The sequence below is a fragment of the Olivibacter sp. XZL3 genome (assembly GCF_004368405.1).
GTDB lineage: Bacteria > Bacteroidota > Bacteroidia > Sphingobacteriales > Sphingobacteriaceae > Olivibacter.
In genome coordinates this window covers 1-20,313 of sequence record NZ_SBJH01000115.1, presented here as the reverse complement: position 1 = coordinate 20,313, position 20,313 = coordinate 1, and the positions used below count along the sequence as shown (strand labels likewise).

Genomic DNA, 20,313 nt, shown 5'->3' with positions numbered 1-20,313 from the left:
TTCGCTAAACTTACTTCTTTTCATTACCCCTAAATTATAAAACTACATTAATAATCGTAGCTGTTTTAAGGGAAGATTACATTTCGACTTTAAATTGAATTTAAATGCGTCCATTTTATGTGCATTGTATATGTCGCAAAATGGTATAAGATTATCATAACGATCGTTGATTGTAATGCTGTTCTGTAGGCTACAGTAGTTAAAGTAAACGGGGTCAAATCGTCAAAAACAGTTCTTTTTAAATTCATATTAAATTGGGTTTTCTTTAATCCATTCTGTGACACATATACTGTAACCAATGAACGTAAGGTTATTCCTTTCCCAATGGAGAGTGTCACAATATGCTGGTAAAGCATTGACGAATAAATGGAAACGCTGCGAGATAAATTCTCCACTAGCGATAGTCTTCCTTCTTGAATTGTTGAATAAAAAATCTCTTACTTTGGTGATAGCAATATTAGGAGAATTCTGATGGCTTGAAATGTCTGTCCCCGCTAAATCCGAAATAAATTGTTGATATCTATAAGCCTCAGCATCCATAACTAATACCTTTTTTTCTTTATTGTGATGCGTATTAGCGGCATAACGCTGTGCTCCAATAAATAGGCCGAGCTCCAATGGCATATTGAATCTAGCTAATTGAGTATTTGCATCAAGATCAGCTTTAGATATATCATGGATACCATACCTACAATCATCTATAATCCGAATCAGTTTATTAAATCTCAAATCGCCCCCATCTTCTTCCTCCCGAGCGCATCTGGGAATGAAACCACAGTCATGTATAGCAAACACTATGGCCTCAAACATTTGATGATAGGCTGGGTCAAACGGACAATTTATGAAAACATTATTTGAATAGTTAGTTGGGAGTGCCATATTACTATTTTACAGTTTTTTTAACAGCCGCTCTAACTTTCTTTACCATACTTGACTTTGCCTTAGGGTTATTTTTCACTTTCCTCAAAGAGGCAGTTTTTTGATCGGCAGTGACGGGTTTAGCCGCCCGCTTTCCTGAATCTGTTTTCTTTTCTACCTTCTTGGAGACGGGCTTCTTGGCTGCCTTAGCAGCCTCCTTTTGGAGCGTTTCCAATTTTTTATCACTACGCGCATCACTTCCATTAGGATTTTTAATCGTCCCTGGCGTCACTCCAAGCTTCTTTTCAAGGGCTCCAACAGTGATATCTTTCCGGATCTTTCTAGCCATAAAGTAAATTTTATTCTAAAATAATCATTTTCTCTTACAAGAGCAGCATTCAATCTGAATATTAAGGAGATTCGGTCGCTCATCGATAACGAAATCCGCATAGAACTGAGAAGCCCCAATGCTTCTTATCGGTAAGAAAGGTTTGGTGTTACTTTTGTTTTTATAACTTAGCTGGCCCCGTGATTTTCAGGTATTATTTACCGATTAGGAGTAGGGTACTTTTGTGTTATGAAACATATTGCCATTATTTCATGGGTCGTACTGATGTGCTATATCGTTCTGCAATACTACCGAACCTCCAAAATCGACACTATCTCTTGCAATCAATGGAAAGCCTATTGACATCTTATATGTTATCAATTAATTAAGAGGACTGCTCTTGCTCACTGTTGGGCTAAATACCAGAAGCCAGTCATCTACGATAACCGTCGAAAACGGGAACACGCTGAAGCTGGCGATCCGACCGGAACTCACCGGCAGCCGCAAAAGTACCGGCAATTTCAACCGGATTCCGACCGGGATACGATGATCACCTCGAGTACCGATAAGTTGCGCGCAATGCACCTCCCTATATTTTCGATGCATTGATGGCTCCGCGGCTTTCGGCTGTTATCAAAGGCTTCCGCTGATGATTTTAATATTTTTGTTCTCTATATCATAGACGCAATTTAAGTACCGACAGCGACCATAAAGAAAGGCGGCCTAAGCCGCCTCAATGTCCTCTTTCTCTATCAAATTATTTACAAAGCGGCAACTATTAAGGAATTCTTAATAGTTCGAATCGGAGGGATACCGTAAAAAAGCTTGTTATTAGCGTTTTGAATAGAAACCAATAAATTATGTGAATGCCTGTTTCCTAGAACACATATCATCCCGAAACGCCATGTTTACGATACACGCATTACCTTGTGCGGATGATCTCCGGCATAATCATGAATCAACTGCATCATATAATGATTGCCATAGCATCTTTTGAGGCTATCGCGCACTTCCTCCAGCGTATTCATCTGTGTATCGGCAGCGATATACCCCATCGCATAAAGATTACCCCGCTCCACCCAGATACAGCTCTTCTCTCCAAGCTCCCTCCCTTTATCCAGTATCGCAAAACTCTTCCTTTCCCCGGCCAGATACACCAAAGCCTCATCCACCAATGCATTGTGCGCATCCCTTTCAGGTAGCGGATCCTGCAAAGCATGAACCGCACTAAAATAATTTTCACGCGCCCGTCCAAAAGAACACAAGCGCTCGTCCAGGTCAAACCTGAACATCAGTTCCTTTAACAGAATAACGCTTTCATACTCCCGGTTACACACCTGCACGCACTTATCGCGTTTATCCAAACGGCCAACGGCCAAACGTTTATAGCCAACCTGATCTTCATACAGTACAAGTCCATATTTCGGCTCAAAACGTTTCAGCGCACGATTGAAAGGAGGCCAGTGCCGCTTGATTTCCATACACTCCAATAAAAGAGCCATCAGTTCAGTCGCACATATTTCATAAGAAATCGAGTAGATATGCCGCATAAAATGCTGGCGCTGCGGATTGATATTATGCCCCGTAAAATGCTGCCCCACTCTTTTTTTGACATTGCGCGCCTTGCCCGCATAGACCACCTTGCCCGCCTGGTTATGGAAATAATACACCCCATAACGTTCGGGAAGGGATTCATATTGCTCCCGTGGCAGGTTCGGCGGAAGCTGCTGATCCCCGGAGTTGCGCTTGAGCATCTCGGGCACCCTATCACCCTCATCCCACTCCAGCAGGCGTGAGAACAAGACCGCCGTCGCTTCCGCATCCCCGCCAGCCCGGTGACGGTTGCTGAGGGCTATACCCAGGCTCCCGCAGAGCCTGCCCAGACTATAGGACGACAGCCCCGGACGTATCCTGCGCGCCATCCTGACGGTGCACAGCTTTTTCGCTGTCCATTCAATACCCACCTCTTCCAACTCGTGCCGGACAAAAGAATAGTCGAAATTGACGTTATGGGCCACAAAGACCCGGTCTTTCAAGAGCTCATATACCTCATCGGCAATGTATGCAAAAGGAGGGGCATCTTCCACCATTTCATTGGTGATTCCGGTAAGACGTACAATGGACGGCGGAATATCCCTTTCCGGATTGACCAGCTGCTCATAACGCCTGGTTACTTCTTTGCCATTATGAATGCATATCGCTATTTCGGTAATGCGGCTACTGGCCGCACTCCCTCCCGTGGTTTCTATATCCACAATGGCGTATTCGGTAGCTTTGTTTTTATGCCTACTCACTTCTTGGATCCCCCTTCAGCGGCATCTTGCCGCATTTAGCAATCTCCAGAGAAGCGCAACCGAACTCCACTACCACCCTGCCCTCCAATAAATAAAGCCCATTCCCGTTCAAGGGATACCGCTTCAGACTGGGCGGAAAATGTACCGTATCAAAAAACAGCCCCCGCTCATCCAGAAACGTACCGAACTTCATCAGCTCCCCTCGCCGGGTCCTCACCTGCTTCTCGGCCACAAAATCCCCTACCATCCGCACCGTCTGCCCTTCCCTACTTAACAGATCACAGGCCAGCGTATCCCCGCGGTACCCCGACCGGGCCAGATCAAACAAACTGCCCGACACCGGAAAACCGATCAGTTCCAGCTCATCATACAGATCCTCCACAACCGAACTCTCCAGTTTCGGCAGCACCGGTTTACGGCTCATTCCTTCAAACAATGCCGGGCCGTTGTTGCGCTTTTTATCCGTTCCCAATAGCAGATGCGCCTCCCATAAGAGTTCCTTCTTGCCCGTTCCCGTAAAACGCAGGGCCCCTATACGGATCAGGATGATCAATTGTTCCAGTGAGGCTCCCGTGCGCAGCATAAAGTTCTCCAGACCGGTGTATGCTCCATGGCGCTGTCTTTCTTCAGGGATCAGTTGTGCCAACTTCCCTTCCAGGTTTTGCAGACAATCAAAGCCTAAAAAGATGTCCTCCCCATAGATGGTGGTATTGAACACGCTTTTATTTACGCAAGGCAGGCTCACTTTTGCCCCGGCCAGCCTAGCCTCGTTGACATAAACTTTACGGTTATAAAAGCCACCATAATTGTTCAACACGGCCACCATAAACTCCTTTGGGTAATAGGTCTTCAGATAGAGACTCTGATAGCTTTCCACCGCAAAACTGGCACTATGCGCCTTATTGAAACTATAGCCTGCAAAACTCTCCATCTGCCGCCAGATCTCGCGGCTAATCCGCTCATCATAACCCTGCTGCCGGCAGTTATCAAAAAATTTTCCCTCAATTTCAATGAGGTGTTCTTTGCTCCGGTACTTGCCGCTCATCATCCTGCGCAATACATCCGCATCGGCCATATCCAATCCCCCATAGGCATTAGCAATCTTCATCACATCCTCCTGGTACACCATCACGCCGTAAGTCTCTTCCAGCTCCTGTCGGAATACCGGATGCAGGTAGCTCACGCTTTGGGGATCGTGATGCCTTTTGATGTACTCGGCCATCATACCGCTGCTGGCCACTCCCGGACGGATAATGGAAGAGGCGGCTACCAGCGTCAAATAATCATCACAACGCAGTTTAGTGAGCAGCTGCCGCATGGCAGGGCTCTCGATATAAAAGCAGCCAATGGTGTTGGCGCTCCGCAGCTGTTCGGCAATCTTCGGATCTTCAAAAAAACGTTTGGGATTATCCGTACGGATCACCTCCCCCTTGTTCTGCCGCACAATCTCCCTACAATCCTTGATATGGCCGATGCCCCTTTGGGAGAGGATATCAAATTTCTCAAAACCGATATCCTCGGCCACATACATATCAAACTGCATGGTGGGCAACCCCTTGGGCGGATAATCCATGGCGCTGTAATAGGCCAGCGGCTGCTCGGAAATCAGTACCCCCGAAGCATGGATGCTCCGCTGGTTGGGAAAATCCGCCATGCGGTTATACACACTTAAAATCGTCTCAGTCACCTCGTTCTTGTTGAGCATATGCTCCGGCTCATGCACCAAGCGGTCGATCTCCGCCTTGGGCAGCCCGTACACCTTGCCGAGCTCGCGCAGGATACTCGGCCCGCGAAAGGTGCTCATGGTACCCATCAATGCCGTATGCCCGGTCTGGTAGCGGTTAAAGATATAATCGTACAGCTCATCGCGCTCATTCCAGGCAAAATCGATATCAAAATCCGGTGGCGACTGCCGCTTGGGGTTCAGGAAACGCTCAAATGGCAGGTGCAGCGCTATCGGATCCACATCGGTAATGCCCAGACAATAAGCCACCGCACTATTGGCCCCGCTGCCCCGCCCCACATAATGAAAATCACGGCTGCGGGCATAGCGGCAGATATCATCTGTAATCAAAAAATAACTGGAAAAATTCAGCTTTTCAATAATCTCCAGCTCCCGGTCTATGCGCTCTCTGGCTATCTTGTCTTTCCCATAACGGCCCGCAAAACCGTCCAGCGTGTATTTGTACAGCAGCTGCCGGTCGTTATAGCGGTTACCCGTAAAAGTCGCCTTATTCTTATGCGTTTTAAAATCGAAATCGAAACTGCACTGCCCCAGCAGCTTGCGCGTGTTACGGATCAGCTCGGGGAAGTCCCGGTATAACTCCAACAGTTTGGCCTTGGGCAGCAATACCTCCTCTTTTCCCGCTACCATATGCGGCTCCAACTGTGAGTAGAGCAGGTTATGGTCGATTGCCCGCAGCTGGCAATGGAACTTATAATCGCCCGCCCCAAACGTAACCGGCGCCAGGATCACATAGCGCTCCAAGTGCCCGGTAGCGTGTCTACGCAGTATGTTAAGCTCGGAAGGGCGGACGCCAATGTACTCGTTGTCCTTCAATACAGCCTTATCCAGCGCTCCATAGGGGTACACGATAAAAGCATTGTTTAACTCCAGCGGCCGCTCCGGTAAAGGTCTGCCCTCCTTATTAAATCGGGTGCGGAATTCATTCAGCTCCCGGAAGCCCTCCACATTGCGCGCAATACCGATATACAGCAGCCCGTCCCCATTGCGGAACTCCATGCCGCCCAGGATATGCAATCCCGCCTCCTGCCCCCTGCGCAGAAAATCCAGCGAACCCGAACTGTTGTTGATATCGGTCAATACCGCCGTATCATGCCCCCCGGCCAGTAAAGCACCGATCAATTCCTCCAGCCCCAAGGTGCCGTAACGCAGGCTGTAATAACTATGCACGTTCAGCAGCATACCGCCCTCCTGTTCCCCTCTCCTCATCCGGCAGGCAGATCCCCTTTACAATATACTGCTCACCAAAACGCCGCCGGATATAATCCACCGCCTGCATCAGCTGCACCTCTTCGAGCGTATCGTTAAACAGATCCACCTGATAGGACCCGTGGATCAGGTGGGAAAACTTCACCCCGATGAGCCGGATCAGCATGCGCCTGCTATAGAGCTTTTTAAACAGCTCCATCACCTTTTCGGTAATGGATTTATCCGAATTGGTATAGGGCACACGTAATTGCTGGGTATGCGTATCGAAATTCGAATAACGCAGTTTCAAGGTAATACAGCCCGTAAGCTTATGCTCCATCCTTAACTGAAAGGCCAGCGAATCCACCATGGACACCAGCGTGCGGCGAAGCATCCCCATATCAATGGTATCGCTCTGGAAAGTAGTCTCCTTGCCCATGCTCTTCTGCTCCCGGAAAGGAACCACCGGCGCATCGTCCAGTCCGTTGGCCTTTTTCCAGATGCCCACCCCGTTTTCGCCCAGCGCCCGCCGCAGGGTGAAGACCTCCATCTGCTGCAGGGTATGAATGCGACTGACTCCCATATTGCGCAGCAGCGTATAACTTTTCTCCCCCACCATGGGGATTTTGCGGATGGAAAGCGGGGCCAGAAAGGGTTTTTCAGTACCACTGCCCACCTGCCGCTCCCCGCAGGGCTTGGCCTCCCCTGTAGCAATCTTGCTCACCGTCTTATTAGCCGACAGCCCAAAGGATATGGGCAGGCCTGTTTCTTTCATGATGCGCTGACGCAGCTCCCGGGTAAGCTTCCAGCAACCAAAGAAACGGTCCATCCCGGTAAGGTCCAGGTAATGCTCGTCAATGGACGCCTTTTCCACCACCGGTATGGCCTCTTCAATAATCTCGGTAACCGTGCCCGAATAACGGCTATACAGGTCATGGTCACCCCGAACCACGGTAGCCTCCGGACACAGGCGCAGGGCCAGCTTCATGGGCATGGCGCTGTGCACCCCGAAACGGCGCGCCTCATAGCTGCAACTGGCCACCACGCCCCGGTCCCCGCTACCGCCGATCAGCACGGGCTTACCCATTAATGCACTGTTCTGCAAGCGCTCCACCGATACAAAGAAAGTATCGAGGTCGCAATGAACGATCTGCCTGTTTTCCATTCTTTACACAAACTAATATTATTAGTAAAAACAAAGGTATAGCATACTAGTTTTATTAGCAAAAAGAAAACGTTAAATCGGAGTAACAGACTGTAAGACAGTAAGGAAAATCTACAGTACTCTAGGCGATGGAATCAGGAATTTGTTGCTGTGAAATTTGAAAGGCCTCTCTATTTTTTTATGTTGTTCTATTAATTTTACACTAGCAGATTAGGAATAAGATATCGGTTGATAGTCGTCTTTCCACGTAACCTCTATGTCTTTAACAACATAGAGGTTCACTTCTCTCTAGGTTGTTTTTGCTAACAGCTTTTATATCGAGATAGTTATCGGTCCAGCTTTTATAAATCCCTTACTGCTTCGATGATATCGTCCTTGATAAATTCCCAGTACTTTCCCCTTAGACAGATAGGATCGAAATCCTCATCAGCCCTTTTAAAATTCTCGAAGTTTGAAATAATTTGGTTTCTGTCATGGACATAAGGATGACGTTCTTCATGGAATAACAGCATTTGGGAAAGAAGATATTTTCCCATCAATTCGTGTATGTCCCAAAAATCCTTTTTCCTTCCACCTCTCGAAACAACATCGACTTTCATGGCAATGATATCCTCCAGGCTGGCAAGCCTCACGCCCTCAAGCTCGACCAGCGGCCAAATAAATTTCTCCTGCGAATAGTACACGTCCAGTTTGATATGATCCTCTGGACTATTGCCGATCAAGTACGAACGCCCGAAGCCGGGCAAACCACCTATATCGCCCTGTACAAATGGAAATGCAGCCAATAGGTACTGATCGACTGCCTCAAAATCAACACTGCCGTGATTACCATCCGTAAACAGATCAATATCTACCGACATACGATGCCCTAGATGCAGACTGAGGGCCGTCCCTCCAACAAGTCTGAAATCCGCCAATATAGGGGCCTGCATCAGGGTCAGTAGCGTTTGACGTAAAAGGTCGTTGACTGTATTCCAATACAACATGCTGTACGCTTTATCTATTTGATCAACAAGTCTGCCTCACCACTTCAGCTACCCGTTCAGCTCCGTAATATTCGGTGATATATTTCTTTTCATCGCCATTGCCCCGTTCAAAGATTCTTCGGATAATAGCTGTAGCGTGTTTCTCTGAATCCAGTTTATTGATATCTGTATCCCAGAAAAGTCCCTTACGTAACTTGTTCAACTCAAAGGTCCTGTTGGCCCTGCGCTGTCTTTTCCGGTAGTCTTCGATCTCGTAATAGGTCTGCATCATTAACATAGTCCCTTCCGCATAGCCCAATTGTTTGTCTATTTTGAAAGACAGCTCAACAGGTAGTTTTCTTCTACCTTTCGTGATAGCGTTCAGGGTCTGACGTTGCTGGTCAACGGCAGCGGCGAATTGATTTTTGGCAATTTTCCTTTTTTTCAGTTCATGCTCCAAAATCAATCCAGGATGGATGCCTTTGTATTTCTCTATTGCAGATTTCATCAATACAAATGTAAGCAAATTAGCTTACAAAAACAAGTTGTGTCCTGAATAACTGCATCGAGGTTGGATCATTGCAGTTCAACTCCAATCATCCCCGATCGTTAGAGCCTGGCCTATATTGCATGGTAAATTCATTTACTCATAAATCCGTTCGGCAAAGAGCTTTTTTATTTCTTGAAAATCCTGTCTGGGGTTTTTACAGACAAAAATCGTCTGCCATAGTTTTTCTTCATCATCCGCATAAGGGTTGTAAATGGCCTTTACCGGCCTTACTTCTTCAAAATAGGGCTCAAAGAAATCTTTTCCTTCTGCTTTACCATACCGGATTGCTATGGTCGTATGCGGCATCTTCCCGCTTGGCAACCAAGTATAAAAACTACCGTGCAATGAAAATGGCCGAGGCAAACCATATCGCTCTCCCAGTAAAGCAACCGCCCCCGCCTGTCCATAATGTTTACCCCATATTAGGCATTCCTCCTGCTCTTTTTCCGGCAAACTGTACAGCACCATTTTCAATCCGGCCAAGGTTTCATTCCACTTCTTCACCGAGTATCTTTCTTCAAACCTTATGGCATACTTGCCGCCCCCCACGTTTTTTTCTTCATAAGGATAAAGATCGTTTAAATAACGTTCCAGTGAATAGATAGGCATCCCAAAAGGAATGAGCAATACCCCTACCGACAATAAACAAGCTATGGGATAAAGGAGCCACTTCTTCTTATCCGACAAGAGTTTTTCCCAGAATACGCCTCCAAAGGGAAAAATTGTCAGAAACACCGGATAGAAATAATACCCTTTTCCCCGGCTGTAAGCTAAAAACAAAACAGAGAGGAAAATACTGAAAGCCAAGGGTCTGTACAGCTTCATTTTTTGATAAAATATACCGACAATGGCTGGGACTGAGAGCAACAAGGCCAAGGGGTTCAACGAGACAATCAAGCCTTCCAGGATCTCAAATGGCGCGAGTTTATCCAGTTGCGTTTCATGCAGCCGTGCGAACATTTTCAATACCGGGAAATTATTCAGCAATTGCCATAATAGGTTAGGACTGATTAAGGCGAAGAAAACAAGGATATTCCACCAGAATTTGTGTTTGACCAATGCCTGCCTCGTGTTTTTAAAGAATAGCAAAGAGCCTAGTCCGAATATGAAAAAAAGGGCATCGTATTTTGTCAGGAAAGCCACGGCAACCGTAAGTGTTAGATACCATAAATATCTCGGGTCAAGATATTTGACATATCGGGTGAGCTGATAAAAACTCAAGACCCACAACAGCTGGCTGAAGACAACCGGCTGGAATAGTTGCTGCGAGCGGCCAAAGCCCGGTACAATAAGGATACAGAAGAGAACCAAAAAGACCGCTTTGGCTTTACCTCCCAATTCTATGGTAATCTTTGAAGTATATACCAATGTCAGCACAGTAGCAATGTGGGCAAAAATATGGTGAACGAAAACTGACTGTGAATGAAACAGATTCTGGATATAGGCGAGCATACCTATAAGAGGCGGAAATTCCATATAACCAAATGCAAGATGGCGCCCGGTTTCAATATGCAACAGTTCGTCGCCCTGAAAACCAGAGTTATAATCTGCCGCCAAATGCAGCGCCAGCTTGAGAATGCAAAAGAATAAGACTATTATTTTTGTTTTCCTATCCAAGATAGATTCGGTTTACATATACCAAGGGGTGCACTTCAATAAAACATCTGCTCATCATCAGAACACATTTAACGCGCCAGCTAACGTCTCATAGACTAATAATGCCTGAAAATGTTACAGATATCTAGATTTTCCCCAGAAAGCAATCTGTTTTCTTATTGTTAAAAACGTTTTTCCGTTCATCTTGAATCCCCAATGAGAAATGTCACTAACCATACCTTCGCATAAAACAAACTTAGTTACATCTCTCGTTTTCGTGAATTACCCTTATAATTGATAACATAACTTTCAAACGGTTCGATCTTTTAAAATAAAAAAATGCCACAAAACAAACTCCAACGTTTTCTAAACGCTCAGCAAAGCGATCTCCCCATCGCCCTGCAGGAAATCAGGAACGGTAAAAAGCGCAGCCATTGGATGTGGTATATATTTCCGCAGATTCAAGGGCTAGGCTTTAGTGAAATGGCCAGGTTTTATGCCATCAGGGATCACCAGGAAGCTGCCGACTACCTTGCCCATCCCGTTTTAGGCAAAAGGTTATTGCTGATTTCTGGCGAATTGCTTAAGCTCGGCACGGACAATCCTACCGAGGTGACGGGAACACCGGATGACCTCAAACTAAAGTCCTCCATGACACTGTTTGCTGCCCTGCCGGAAACAGATCCTGTATTCCAAGGCGTCCTGGATAAGTTTTATGGAGGTGTGGAGGATACTAAGACGCTGCGATTGATCAATGCGATCTGAGGAGCCCTTTGTTAATTCTGTTAAAGATTTGACGACTTTTCCGCTTGTCAGCCCAATTTATTAGCTTAACACAATAAATCGCTAATATGAAACTGTTAATAAAAATTGACTCAAGATATAGCCCTTATTACGATTTTTTAGTCGCATTCTTCTCAGATATAAAAATCATTTTGAAAAAGAGAAAATTTACTTCATATTGGCAGGCAATTCTTGCATACGGAAATTTAAAATATCTCCTTGTGGAACTATTTAGTAACCGGATATAAAACGAATAAACATTTAATTTCAACTCTTTATTTATTTTGTTGACGCAGAACAGCAGTATTGAATAAATTCCTAATAAAACTCGGTCTTCTCCGACCAAGTTTGCTATATAAATTCTAGAATTTTTTACTTTTGCTTCGAGACTTTTCGACAAAACTTAATTTTGGAGGAAAATGCGTAAATTCCATATATTCACCATTCACCATTAGTTTTTAGTAGCTGTCATCCGATTCAGGCGACGAGTTTATCGGAACATGGAAAGGTACAGGAGTATTACCGGATACTGCACACGTGACCGTTGTTGATCGGGACGGGCATCTAATTGTCAGATTTGAAAACATGAAAGGTGGAAAGGAAATGGAATTTCCTGCAAAATATGATTTAAAGACTAAACAATTGGATTTCGATCTTCCTGAAATTCTCAGTTTCAGTCCTTCAGCCATTGCCTTTATCAGTGGCGATACATTATTTATAAACAACGCTGGCCATACCATTAAGATGGTCAAGGAATAAGTATAGCATTATTCTTCATAAATGAGTTTGCCCATAAAAAGTCATGGATTTTTTAAGCCAGTTCATAGAAGCTGCAGACCAGTTAGTGAAATTATTTTGTCTCTCCCGTTTCAATTTCTCAAATTGTTGCACAAGGAACCAAAACAGAAATTAAAATTCATAGGTTATGGTGGGAAAGAACAGGAATTCGCAACATACCAGATCTTTGATCTTGGAAACAGCAGCCAATATCATACGGGAGAAAGGATTAGCCGATCTCAAGATCAAAACATTGGCAGACCGGACAGGAAAATCTAGATGGACGATATATAACCATTTCGGTAACTTGGATGGCATAAAAAAAGAACTTTATCAGCGCCATGATTACCTTACGGTACATCTGGAAAAAATAGTTTCACTCTTTCTCATTAAGCAGGAGACAGCGCAAGTTGATATATTAGCGCATATCCTTACCCAGCATTTTGATACTTTAATCAAAGATCCCTTAACACGAGAATTTGCGATGGCCGAATTTCTAGGATCCGAGCCGATAATTTCACAAATGGTAACACTGCGGGAGCGGCGCGTTGCAAAAATTATGCGCACCTATACTTCGGAGGGGGATGGATATGGATTATTTCCGCTGGAGTTTCTATTTCCGACCATATTCGGTGGTATAACCTTTATGGCATTCCAATATCGAATGGTAGGTGAGAAGACATGCTTTGGAGCAAAGTTTATGGAAAAAGAATTCATGGAAACGCTGAATAGGTTTATAAAAAGACTGATCAAGATCGCTCTTTCCTACTCGAATCAGGGAAATCCGCTAAAAAGCGATGAAAACCATTCGGAAACAAAGTCTGTGGATTTCACTAAGGATCTAAATTGGAATAGATTTAGAAACAGTGCCGGATAACATATTTGGTGGCTTTCATTGCTTGCCTTAAAGCAAAGGGGCTGTCTAAAAAGCCTTTTTAAAAAAGATCCCCGATACGGAAAAGTGTCGGGGATTTTTATTGTTTGTCCTAAAAAACAGTTATTTTTAGGTGCACCCAAACAATATGGCAACATACTATTCAAAGCATTACCATCCAACACTCCGAGTCTTTTTCCGGAAGATATTTTTGCAAAAATCCCTGACAATCATCCTGTACGTCTGGTTAACGAATTGGTTGATAAGCTGAACATTGAGCACATCATAGGGCAATACAAAGGCGGCGGCACGACAAGTTTCCACCCCCGTATGCTGGTGAAAGTGCTGTTCTACGCCTACCTGAGCAACATCTATTCGTGCCGTAAGATCGAAAGGGCCCTGCAGGAGAACATTTATTTCATGTGGCTATCAGGGCATAGCACACGGATTACCGGACGATCAACTACTTCCGTAGCAAAAGGCTTAAAGGCCATATCCAGTCACTTTTTGCCGATGTTGTCCGTCTGCTTGCCGAACTTGGTTATGTCAGCCTGAAGATACAGTACATAGACGGAACGAAGATCGAATCGGCAGCCGGTCGTTACACTTTTGTATGGAAGGGATCAGTGGAAAAGAACAAAGCCAAACTGGAGAAGAAAATAGCCTCTGTTCTCTCGGATATTGAATTCCGGATCAGAGAAGACCAATCGGAACTGGGCAGGGATGAAACAGTAAAACCACAACAAAACTCCAAGACACCGTATTTCCCGATACATGCTAAGACATACATAATAATCTACACTATTTACATTTCGTAGAACAAGTCCTATTGTTTGCATTAGATTTGGAAAAATAAATACCATTTCCCGCAACCCCTTGTTTAACGTATACAAAGTCGTCCATATACAAATTTGATATTATAATAACGTTTTGATTATCAACAAATTAGGCAAAATTCAACGTAATTTAAATATTGTAGCTTAATAAAAGCTATTTTCAATCTTTTCCCAAATATTTTCAGGCTCGGCTAAAAAAATTGTGGCAGTTTTTATAAACTTGAGGTAGAAGACAAAGTCATAGAACGGATCTTTGACGGGTAGCTTGAAAAACAAAATGAAAAAAGGCAATTTAGAAAGTCTAAAGAGTAAGTTGTTCAAAGAAAATGTAATGAGCAAAGACTCGATGCGAAGTTTACTCGGAGGTGGAGCAGAAGCCGCATCGGACACAGTAGTCACTACACACACACCTACTTACATTGATGGCCATTTTTATTGCGATCATTCTTCTGATGGCCCAGATCTCTATTACTGTTAGTGTTCACCGATTAAAATCGCACAGATTTCTCTCAGCAATTCAGAGAGTTATCCGTGCGATTTTAAGTTGGTTTCGATATGATCATTTAGAAAAGAGCATCGATCTTTACTTTGTTATAATGAATTGCTATGGGAAAGTCTGCAAAGCTTTATAAAAAAAATCTGATTTCCGAACAATTGTTTTGAAAGTTATGCTACTGATTTTAAGCCAAGAGAATTTTGAAGTAACAACCGAAAATATTATCGATTGGTTAAATTTTTATGGCGTGAAATGGGTCCGTCTTAACGGTGAAGACCTTCAGACTAAAACTTCAATGAGGTTTGTAATCGGTAAGAATGGTGATGAACTTATACTCGATCATAAAGGACGTAACATTGCCGATTGTGTATCAACCATTTGGTTCAGAAGAACTTTCGATGCCGGAGTATTCGAGTATGAAAAGTTTGACTTGCCTTTGTCAAAACCTAATTATCATACTTTGGTCAAACATTTAACAAATGAATATTACGCATTTTATTGGCTATTGGAGTTGTATTTTGAAAAGCGGCGTGTAAATTGGCTAAGCAAACCTTCTACCACAAGGATAAATAAAATACGCACACTTATTCTGGCAAATAGCTTAGGATTAAAAATCCCTGAAACCATGCTAACAAACAATGTTGAATTCCTAAAGAAACCTGGAAGAAAAGATAAGGGCTTTCTGATCACCAAACCTATTACAGAATGTATCAATTTACAAATCTCAATGGGTTCACTGATGATGTATACGCAAAGAGTTTCCGATGCTGTTATAAAAAGAATGAAGAACTTTTTTTTTCCTTCACTTTTCCAACAGGAAATTGAGAAGGAATTTGAGATTAGATCCTTTTATCTAAATGGAAAATTTCACTCGATGGCCATCTTCTCTCAGGGAGATGAACAAACGAAAACAGATTTTCGACACTATAATTTTAGGATGCCTAACCGGCAAGTTCCTTATAAGTTACCATCACAAATAGAGCAGAAGCTAGACCTATTGATGAAATCCGTTAATCTAGATACCGGTTCAATAGATTTGATTAAGACCCCGCAAAATGAGTATATTTTTCTGGAAGTGAATCCGGTAGGACAGTTTGGAATGGTTTCGGCCCCATGCAACTTCAATCTGGAAAAAAAAGTAGCAGAATTCTTAAGGGAAAAGGAAGATAAAGTGAAAAAAAATGGAGAATTTATTTCAAAAGTTATTTCGTAAACATCCCGAAAAATTTTCGTTCAGCATTTCAAATTTAAAAAAGCCAAGTGATAATTCCGGAGTAGTTTTAAGGACTGTTGAAAGTGTAAAATATAATAGCAAGGGTTATGTGTCATCACGTTTCAATAAGCCCATATCAAAATTTGATTTATGATAGAAAGGTCTTCGTATTTTAACTTATTTGCAAATTGCATACCGGTAAAGGGTGCAAGAAGAAGTATTATTTGTGATTTACAGAATGGTGTATTCGAATTAATACCAAATTCCTTAGTTGACATTTTAGAGGAATATAGATCCAAAAATTTCGGGAATATACTTGATTCATTCGAAGAAAACTCGCACGACACTATCTATGAATATTTTTATTTTATGGTGAAGAAAGGTTTTGGGTACTTTTCCAAGCAACTCGACCTAGGATTTATCGACTTGGAGCTGGACTTTGACACACCAGAAAAGATAAGTAACTGCATCATCGATATCGATTCTTTTTCAAATCATGATTTTGGTAAGATTGCATTGGAACTCGATCAGCTGGATTGCAAGGCGCTTCAAATAAGATCATACGCTGACTTATCTCCGCAGGATTTATTAAAGATACTTGAGGAATTCAAATTAAGCGGTCTTCGGGATATTCAGCCAATAGTTAAGTATAACAAAAGTTTCCACCGTAAACAAATAGTTTCCATATTAAATAAGCATCAGCGTATCTCTCAAATCACGTTCCATTCAGCCCCAAAACGGTATTCTTATAAAGAAGTGCTTGATTCTATTTGGGTCGTGTTCACCGACAAGAATATAACATCAGCCGATGAGTGCGGCTGTATTTCGTCATCATATTTCGTTATCAACTTGCCAATGTTCAGCGAATCATTGAACTTCAATTCGTGCCTAAACAAAAAAATATCGATAGATGCAGGCGGTAACATAAAGAACTGTCCGACCATGAAAAGGTCTTACGGGAATATATCGGAAACAAGTATGCTGGAAGCGTATGCCGATAAAGACTTTAAATCGATGTGGAACATAAATAAAGATAAAATCGAAGTCTGTAAGGATTGCGAATTCAGATATATCTGTACCGATTGCAGAGCTTTTCTAGAGGCAGGAAAACTTTATTCAAAACCAATTAAGTGTAATTACAATCCCTATACAGCTGTATGGGAATAGTTAAACGATATGAAAAAATTAGTATTTTTTTTCTTTTTGATTACAATAAGCCCTTCGGCGTCCAAAGCCCAGGACGGTGGATATGATGAGTTTATTAGATTGGCGGATTCACTTTTCGACAAACATGATTACCTGAATTCTGCCCAGAATTATTCCAATGCCTTTAAAAGCAATAATTGGCTTGGAAGGATTGAACATAGGTATAAAGCCGGGCAAGCCTGGGCAAAGGCAAACGTCGCAGATTCCGCGTTCTCACAATTAATGAGAATAGTTAACGTAGCAAAATTCAATGACGTAAAAAAACTGGAACTCGATAGCAATCTTGTTTCCCTCCATACAGATAAAAGGTGGCAATTATTAATTCAATCAGCTCAGAATAACGTGAAAAATATTGACGTCAATTTAAAAAATGAATTGGAAGCGATCTATCAAGAAGATCAAAAATATAGATTGAAAATGGATACAATCCTTAAGGAGAAGGGGCATGGAAGCAAAGAGGAGGATGAGCTTTGGCAGATTATAGGAAACAAGGATGTGGAAAATTGCAAAAAAGTTACCAAAATACTTGATGAACATGGATGGCTAGGTAAAGACAAAGTGGGCGAAATAGGCAATATGACCCTGTTTTTAGTGATTCAACATGCTGATTTACAGGTACAGGAAAAATATCTTCCGATGCTGAAGGATGCTGTTAAAGCCGGAAATGCCGATCCAGGTCACTTGGCCTATCTTGAAGACCGGATTGCAGTACGCAATGGAAAAAATCAGATTTATGGTACTCAGGTAAAAACACCTGAAAATGGAAAAGCGACGGTTTATCCCATTGAAGATGAAGCGCACGTAAATGAACGAAGGCAAAAAATGGGACTTCAGCCCTTAGCTGATTATCTTAAGTATTTTGGGATTGACTATAAAGGCGTAGCGCAATAGAACTTGCGCTGTTTGATAATATGAATAAAAATGCGAAGTATAAGGCTGAATCACGCGCTGCTAAAAAGCGTAAATATATTGTCAAAACTTATTAATCTAAAAATAACTAATGCAACATTCGAACATGAATTGATCGGTCATCCAGACTTCCCTAGCATTAGCGCATTATCGTTTGTGTTAGACAGACATCATATAGATCATTTCGCCGCAAATATTGGAATTGATGAATTGTCCAGCATCGACGTGCCTTTTTTGGCACATATAAAGGAAGATAAAGAGCGATTTGTAGTTGTGAGGCCGATAAAGAAAGATTTTGTCAATTATTATGATCCTCTTAAAGATCGCTGGAACCGAGATAAAATTGAAGTTTTCGAAAAAAAATGGACTGGTGCCGCTTTTTTTATTGAGGAAAGCGACACTCGTGAAAAATTTTATTCCACAAAACACATAATAGAGATTTTCGAAAAGTTCCTCCCGATCATCGTTTCTATTTATATTTTGGGTTTAACCACGTTTTCCTTTTTCCACGAGACCGAATTTAATCTTCAATGGCTTATTGTAATAAAAACTATAGGCATGTTTGTTTGTATTATCCTTCATAACCATGCCAAGGGAACGGATTCACTTTTGTCAAAAAAGGTTTGCTCAATTAATTCTAAAGCAAGTTGTACTGATGTTTTATCCTCTCCGGCAGGAAGATTCTTGGGCTATGTAAACATGTCGCAAATCGGATTCTTATATTTCCTGACGACTTGGACATCCTGTTTTTATGTTTTCTTTACCCAGTCCAGCGGACTACTTTCCTATATATATACAATTTCGCTACTTGCCTTTCCATATGTGATTTTCTCACTTTTCTATCAGCTGATATATTTGAAAAAGTGGTGCCCTTTTTGTATGACCGTCTTAGTTATTCTAACAACCGAAGCTCTTCTTTCAATATCATACTATTTATCGGGAAACGCTAGCCTTTCTTTTTATGATTTTGTTGAAAAAATGTTCATACTATTTCTGCCTTTGATCATTTGGGGAATTCAACAGCTTTGGTTTTCAAGTGATCGCGATTTTGCGGTTGCCAACGGAAATTATTTTCGATTAAAGCGTAAGTATGACGTCTTTAATGAAATAATGAATAACAGCAATAGCAGAAGGCTTCTCACATCTAAGCCAGAAGAATTTCCAATATCAATAGGTCCGAAAGATGCGTTAACAAGATTCAACATCATACTTAATCCATACTGTCCAATCTGCGCGAAATCATATCTGTCATTTTATGATCAATATCCTCAGATACGGGATAAACTGGGAATAGAAATTTCGTTTATGGTAGATGACCGTGACCGGAAATCTAATCGCTATCTATTTGCAGGAGAGTTGATATCCTATTATATCGAATACGGTCAAGCTCCGTTTCTCGACGCACTGAAAGATTGGTTTTTAAAGCAAAATGAAAGATTATGGAGAAAAAAATACCGATCAGCCGGACAAAAGAAGGACCAAATAGATGCTCATGTCTCATGGTGTTTGAAAAACAGAATCTCATACATTCCTACATATTTTATCAACGGCACTGAAGTTCCTACGGTGTTTGAAATTGAAGATCTCGAATATATCGTAAATACAAAATAAACTGTTATGGAAAGAAGGGGAATAATGGTTACTAGGTTCTATAAGAAAAATATGATAGATGTGCTTTTAAATTATTTTAAGCTTCTAAACATTACCTTTTCTTATAGGATGATAAATAATTTCCTTTCCCAGCATCCTTATCCGGAAAGCGCTTTAGCAATAACTGATTTTTTCTCATTCGTGAAGATGGAAGTGTTTACCGCCAAACTTGATTATAGCCAATTGGTTGAGATTCCTTTACCCGCAATTGCCTTTAGCAACGCGTCCGGCAGCAATACATTTTTGATCCTGAAAGAGATAAATCAAGGTAATCTACTAACTGTCAATTATCGAGGTGAGGTTATCAACTGGAAGCGCCACGATTTTCTAAATCTATGGTCCGGTTATATTATTATCTCAGATAACGCACCAATTCCCATGCGAGGTACAACCCCATACTTGGAAGTTTACAAGAATATCCTTGTATCGTTCGGAGTAATCCTTTTATTGATAAACATTATTTGTCCTCAATGGGCCACTTATGAAAGGAACATAATATTTATCTATTATTTAGGTGTAATCTTTCTTTGGATTTCGATTCGTTTATTCATGGCAGAACACGCTCCGATAACATTACTTTCAATGCATAAACTTAGATGGTTATATATCTTTTGCAAAAACATATTCCATTTTAAGAATTTTAGGGTTGAAATGGGATATCCATACCTTATTTCAGATTTCTTGTTATTAAACTCTGCCACGCTTTTGCTTTATCCGACTTTGGAGATGCTGTTTCAAGTCAATTATCCTTTATTAATATCCTTCTCTTATATTTTTAGCTCTTTTTCCATTGCCGTTATCTGTAAATCGTCAGCAAAAAGTGGACACGATATTTTAAAAACTTAAGGAGTGTTTTCATCAAAAACGTTAGATTTAATTAT

The 20,313-nt window shown here is 42.1% G+C and carries 16 protein-coding genes and 1 pseudogene; 9 read left to right on the top strand and 8 right to left on the bottom strand.

Going from position 1 to position 20,313, the window contains the following annotated elements; all coding sequences use genetic code 11:
* Positions 1-249: 249 nt before the first annotated feature.
* From EPX21_RS21660 to EPX21_RS21625, 8 genes are all read right to left on the bottom strand, one after another.
* Positions 250-879, bottom strand: coding sequence for a hypothetical protein (locus EPX21_RS21660; RefSeq protein WP_134091910.1), 630 nt, complete (start codon positions 877-879; stop codon positions 250-252).
* Between the two features lie 4 nt (positions 880-883).
* Complete coding sequence (locus EPX21_RS21655; protein WP_134091908.1) at positions 884-1,207, bottom strand: hypothetical protein; 324 nt, start codon at positions 1,205-1,207, stop codon at positions 884-886.
* 887 nt (positions 1,208-2,094) lie between these two features.
* Positions 2,095-3,480, bottom strand: coding sequence for an exonuclease domain-containing protein (locus EPX21_RS21650; protein WP_134091906.1), 1,386 nt, complete (start codon positions 3,478-3,480; stop codon positions 2,095-2,097).
* A complete protein-coding gene (locus EPX21_RS21645) occupies positions 3,473-6,406 on the bottom strand; it encodes a DNA polymerase III subunit alpha (protein ID WP_134091904.1) in 2,934 nt (977 codons plus the stop codon). The genes EPX21_RS21650 and EPX21_RS21645 overlap by 8 nt, the downstream gene beginning before the upstream one ends.
* Positions 6,387-7,577: a DNA polymerase IV gene (gene dinB / locus EPX21_RS21640; protein WP_134091902.1), complete on the bottom strand. Its 1,191-nt coding sequence runs from the start codon at positions 7,575-7,577 to the stop codon at positions 6,387-6,389. The genes EPX21_RS21645 and dinB overlap by 20 nt, the downstream gene beginning before the upstream one ends.
* A gap of 341 nt (positions 7,578-7,918) precedes the next feature.
* On the bottom strand, positions 7,919-8,563 hold the full coding sequence (locus EPX21_RS21635) for a nucleotidyl transferase AbiEii/AbiGii toxin family protein (protein WP_134091900.1): 645 nt from the start codon (positions 8,561-8,563) through the stop codon (positions 7,919-7,921).
* A 22-nt stretch (positions 8,564-8,585) separates the two neighbouring features.
* Entirely contained in the window at positions 8,586-9,050 is a 465-nt protein-coding gene (locus tag EPX21_RS21630; protein ID WP_134091898.1) for a plasmid maintenance system antidote protein, read from the bottom strand.
* A gap of 135 nt (positions 9,051-9,185) precedes the next feature.
* The gene (locus EPX21_RS21625) at positions 9,186-10,709 is read right to left on the bottom strand and encodes a glycosyltransferase family 39 protein (protein WP_134091896.1); all 1,524 of its coding nucleotides are present in this window, start codon (positions 10,707-10,709) and stop codon (positions 9,186-9,188) included.
* 318 nt (positions 10,710-11,027) lie between these two features.
* On the opposite strand from EPX21_RS21625, the gene EPX21_RS21620 reads away from it, so the two are divergent.
* The 9 genes and pseudogenes from EPX21_RS21620 to EPX21_RS21585 all read left to right on the top strand — a co-directional run bounded on the left by EPX21_RS21620 (position 11,028) and on the right by EPX21_RS21585 (position 20,278).
* Entirely contained in the window at positions 11,028-11,453 is a 426-nt protein-coding gene (locus EPX21_RS21620; RefSeq protein ID WP_134091894.1) for a DUF1810 domain-containing protein, read from the top strand.
* A 603-nt stretch (positions 11,454-12,056) separates the two neighbouring features.
* Positions 12,057-12,230, top strand: a complete 174-nt coding sequence (locus EPX21_RS22830; protein ID WP_166670847.1) for a hypothetical protein — start codon at positions 12,057-12,059, stop codon at positions 12,228-12,230.
* A gap of 166 nt (positions 12,231-12,396) precedes the next feature.
* Positions 12,397-13,125, top strand: a complete 729-nt coding sequence (locus EPX21_RS21615) for a TetR/AcrR family transcriptional regulator (RefSeq protein ID WP_134091892.1) — start codon at positions 12,397-12,399, stop codon at positions 13,123-13,125.
* 153 nt (positions 13,126-13,278) lie between these two features.
* A pseudogene (locus EPX21_RS21610) lies at positions 13,279-13,835 on the top strand (transposase); the annotation flags it as partial.
* 791 nt (positions 13,836-14,626) lie between these two features.
* Positions 14,627-15,667 (top strand): grasp-with-spasm system ATP-grasp peptide maturase, encoded by a 1,041-nt coding sequence (gwsG, locus tag EPX21_RS21605; protein WP_134091888.1) that lies wholly within the window; start codon positions 14,627-14,629, stop codon positions 15,665-15,667.
* A 150-nt stretch (positions 15,668-15,817) separates the two neighbouring features.
* Positions 15,818-16,834, top strand: a complete 1,017-nt coding sequence (gwsS, locus tag EPX21_RS21600) for a grasp-with-spasm system SPASM domain peptide maturase (RefSeq protein WP_134091886.1) — start codon at positions 15,818-15,820, stop codon at positions 16,832-16,834.
* Between the two features lie 9 nt (positions 16,835-16,843).
* Positions 16,844-17,764 (top strand): DUF6624 domain-containing protein, encoded by a 921-nt coding sequence (locus EPX21_RS21595; protein WP_134091884.1) that lies wholly within the window; start codon positions 16,844-16,846, stop codon positions 17,762-17,764.
* Positions 17,765-17,842: 78 nt separating this feature from the next.
* Positions 17,843-19,393 carry a vitamin K epoxide reductase family protein gene (locus EPX21_RS21590; protein ID WP_166670846.1) on the top strand — a complete coding sequence of 517 codons (1,551 nt, stop codon included), beginning with the start codon at positions 17,843-17,845 and terminating at the stop codon, positions 19,391-19,393.
* A gap of 6 nt (positions 19,394-19,399) precedes the next feature.
* Positions 19,400-20,278: a cysteine peptidase family C39 domain-containing protein gene (locus EPX21_RS21585; protein WP_134091880.1), complete on the top strand. Its 879-nt coding sequence runs from the start codon at positions 19,400-19,402 to the stop codon at positions 20,276-20,278.
* Positions 20,279-20,313 lie beyond the last annotated feature (35 nt).

Bases quoted from the DNA above. Each gene is read 5' to 3' on its own strand.
- EPX21_RS21585 (WP_134091880.1), top strand. From the start codon at position 19,400: ATGGAAAGAAGGGGAATAATGGTTACTAGGTTCTATAAGAAAAATATG.
- EPX21_RS21630 (WP_134091898.1), bottom strand. From the start codon at position 9,050: ATGAAATCTGCAATAGAGAAATACAAAGGCATCCATCCTGGATTGATT.
- EPX21_RS21635 (WP_134091900.1), bottom strand. From the start codon at position 8,563: ATGTTGTATTGGAATACAGTCAACGACCTTTTACGTCAAACGCTACTG.
- EPX21_RS21615 (WP_134091892.1), top strand. From the start codon at position 12,397: ATGGTGGGAAAGAACAGGAATTCGCAACATACCAGATCTTTGATCTTG.
- EPX21_RS21655 (WP_134091908.1), bottom strand. From the start codon at position 1,207: ATGGCTAGAAAGATCCGGAAAGATATCACTGTTGGAGCCCTTGAAAAG.
- EPX21_RS22830 (WP_166670847.1), top strand. From the start codon at position 12,057: ATGAAAGGTGGAAAGGAAATGGAATTTCCTGCAAAATATGATTTAAAG.
- gwsS (WP_134091886.1), top strand. From the start codon at position 15,818: ATGATAGAAAGGTCTTCGTATTTTAACTTATTTGCAAATTGCATACCG.
- dinB (WP_134091902.1), bottom strand. From the start codon at position 7,577: ATGGAAAACAGGCAGATCGTTCATTGCGACCTCGATACTTTCTTTGTA.
- EPX21_RS21660 (WP_134091910.1), bottom strand. From the start codon at position 879: ATGGCACTCCCAACTAACTATTCAAATAATGTTTTCATAAATTGTCCG.
- EPX21_RS21620 (WP_134091894.1), top strand. From the start codon at position 11,028: ATGCCACAAAACAAACTCCAACGTTTTCTAAACGCTCAGCAAAGCGAT.
- EPX21_RS21645 (WP_134091904.1), bottom strand. From the start codon at position 6,406: ATGCTGCTGAACGTGCATAGTTATTACAGCCTGCGTTACGGCACCTTG.
- gwsG (WP_134091888.1), top strand. From the start codon at position 14,627: ATGCTACTGATTTTAAGCCAAGAGAATTTTGAAGTAACAACCGAAAAT.
- EPX21_RS21595 (WP_134091884.1), top strand. From the start codon at position 16,844: ATGAAAAAATTAGTATTTTTTTTCTTTTTGATTACAATAAGCCCTTCG.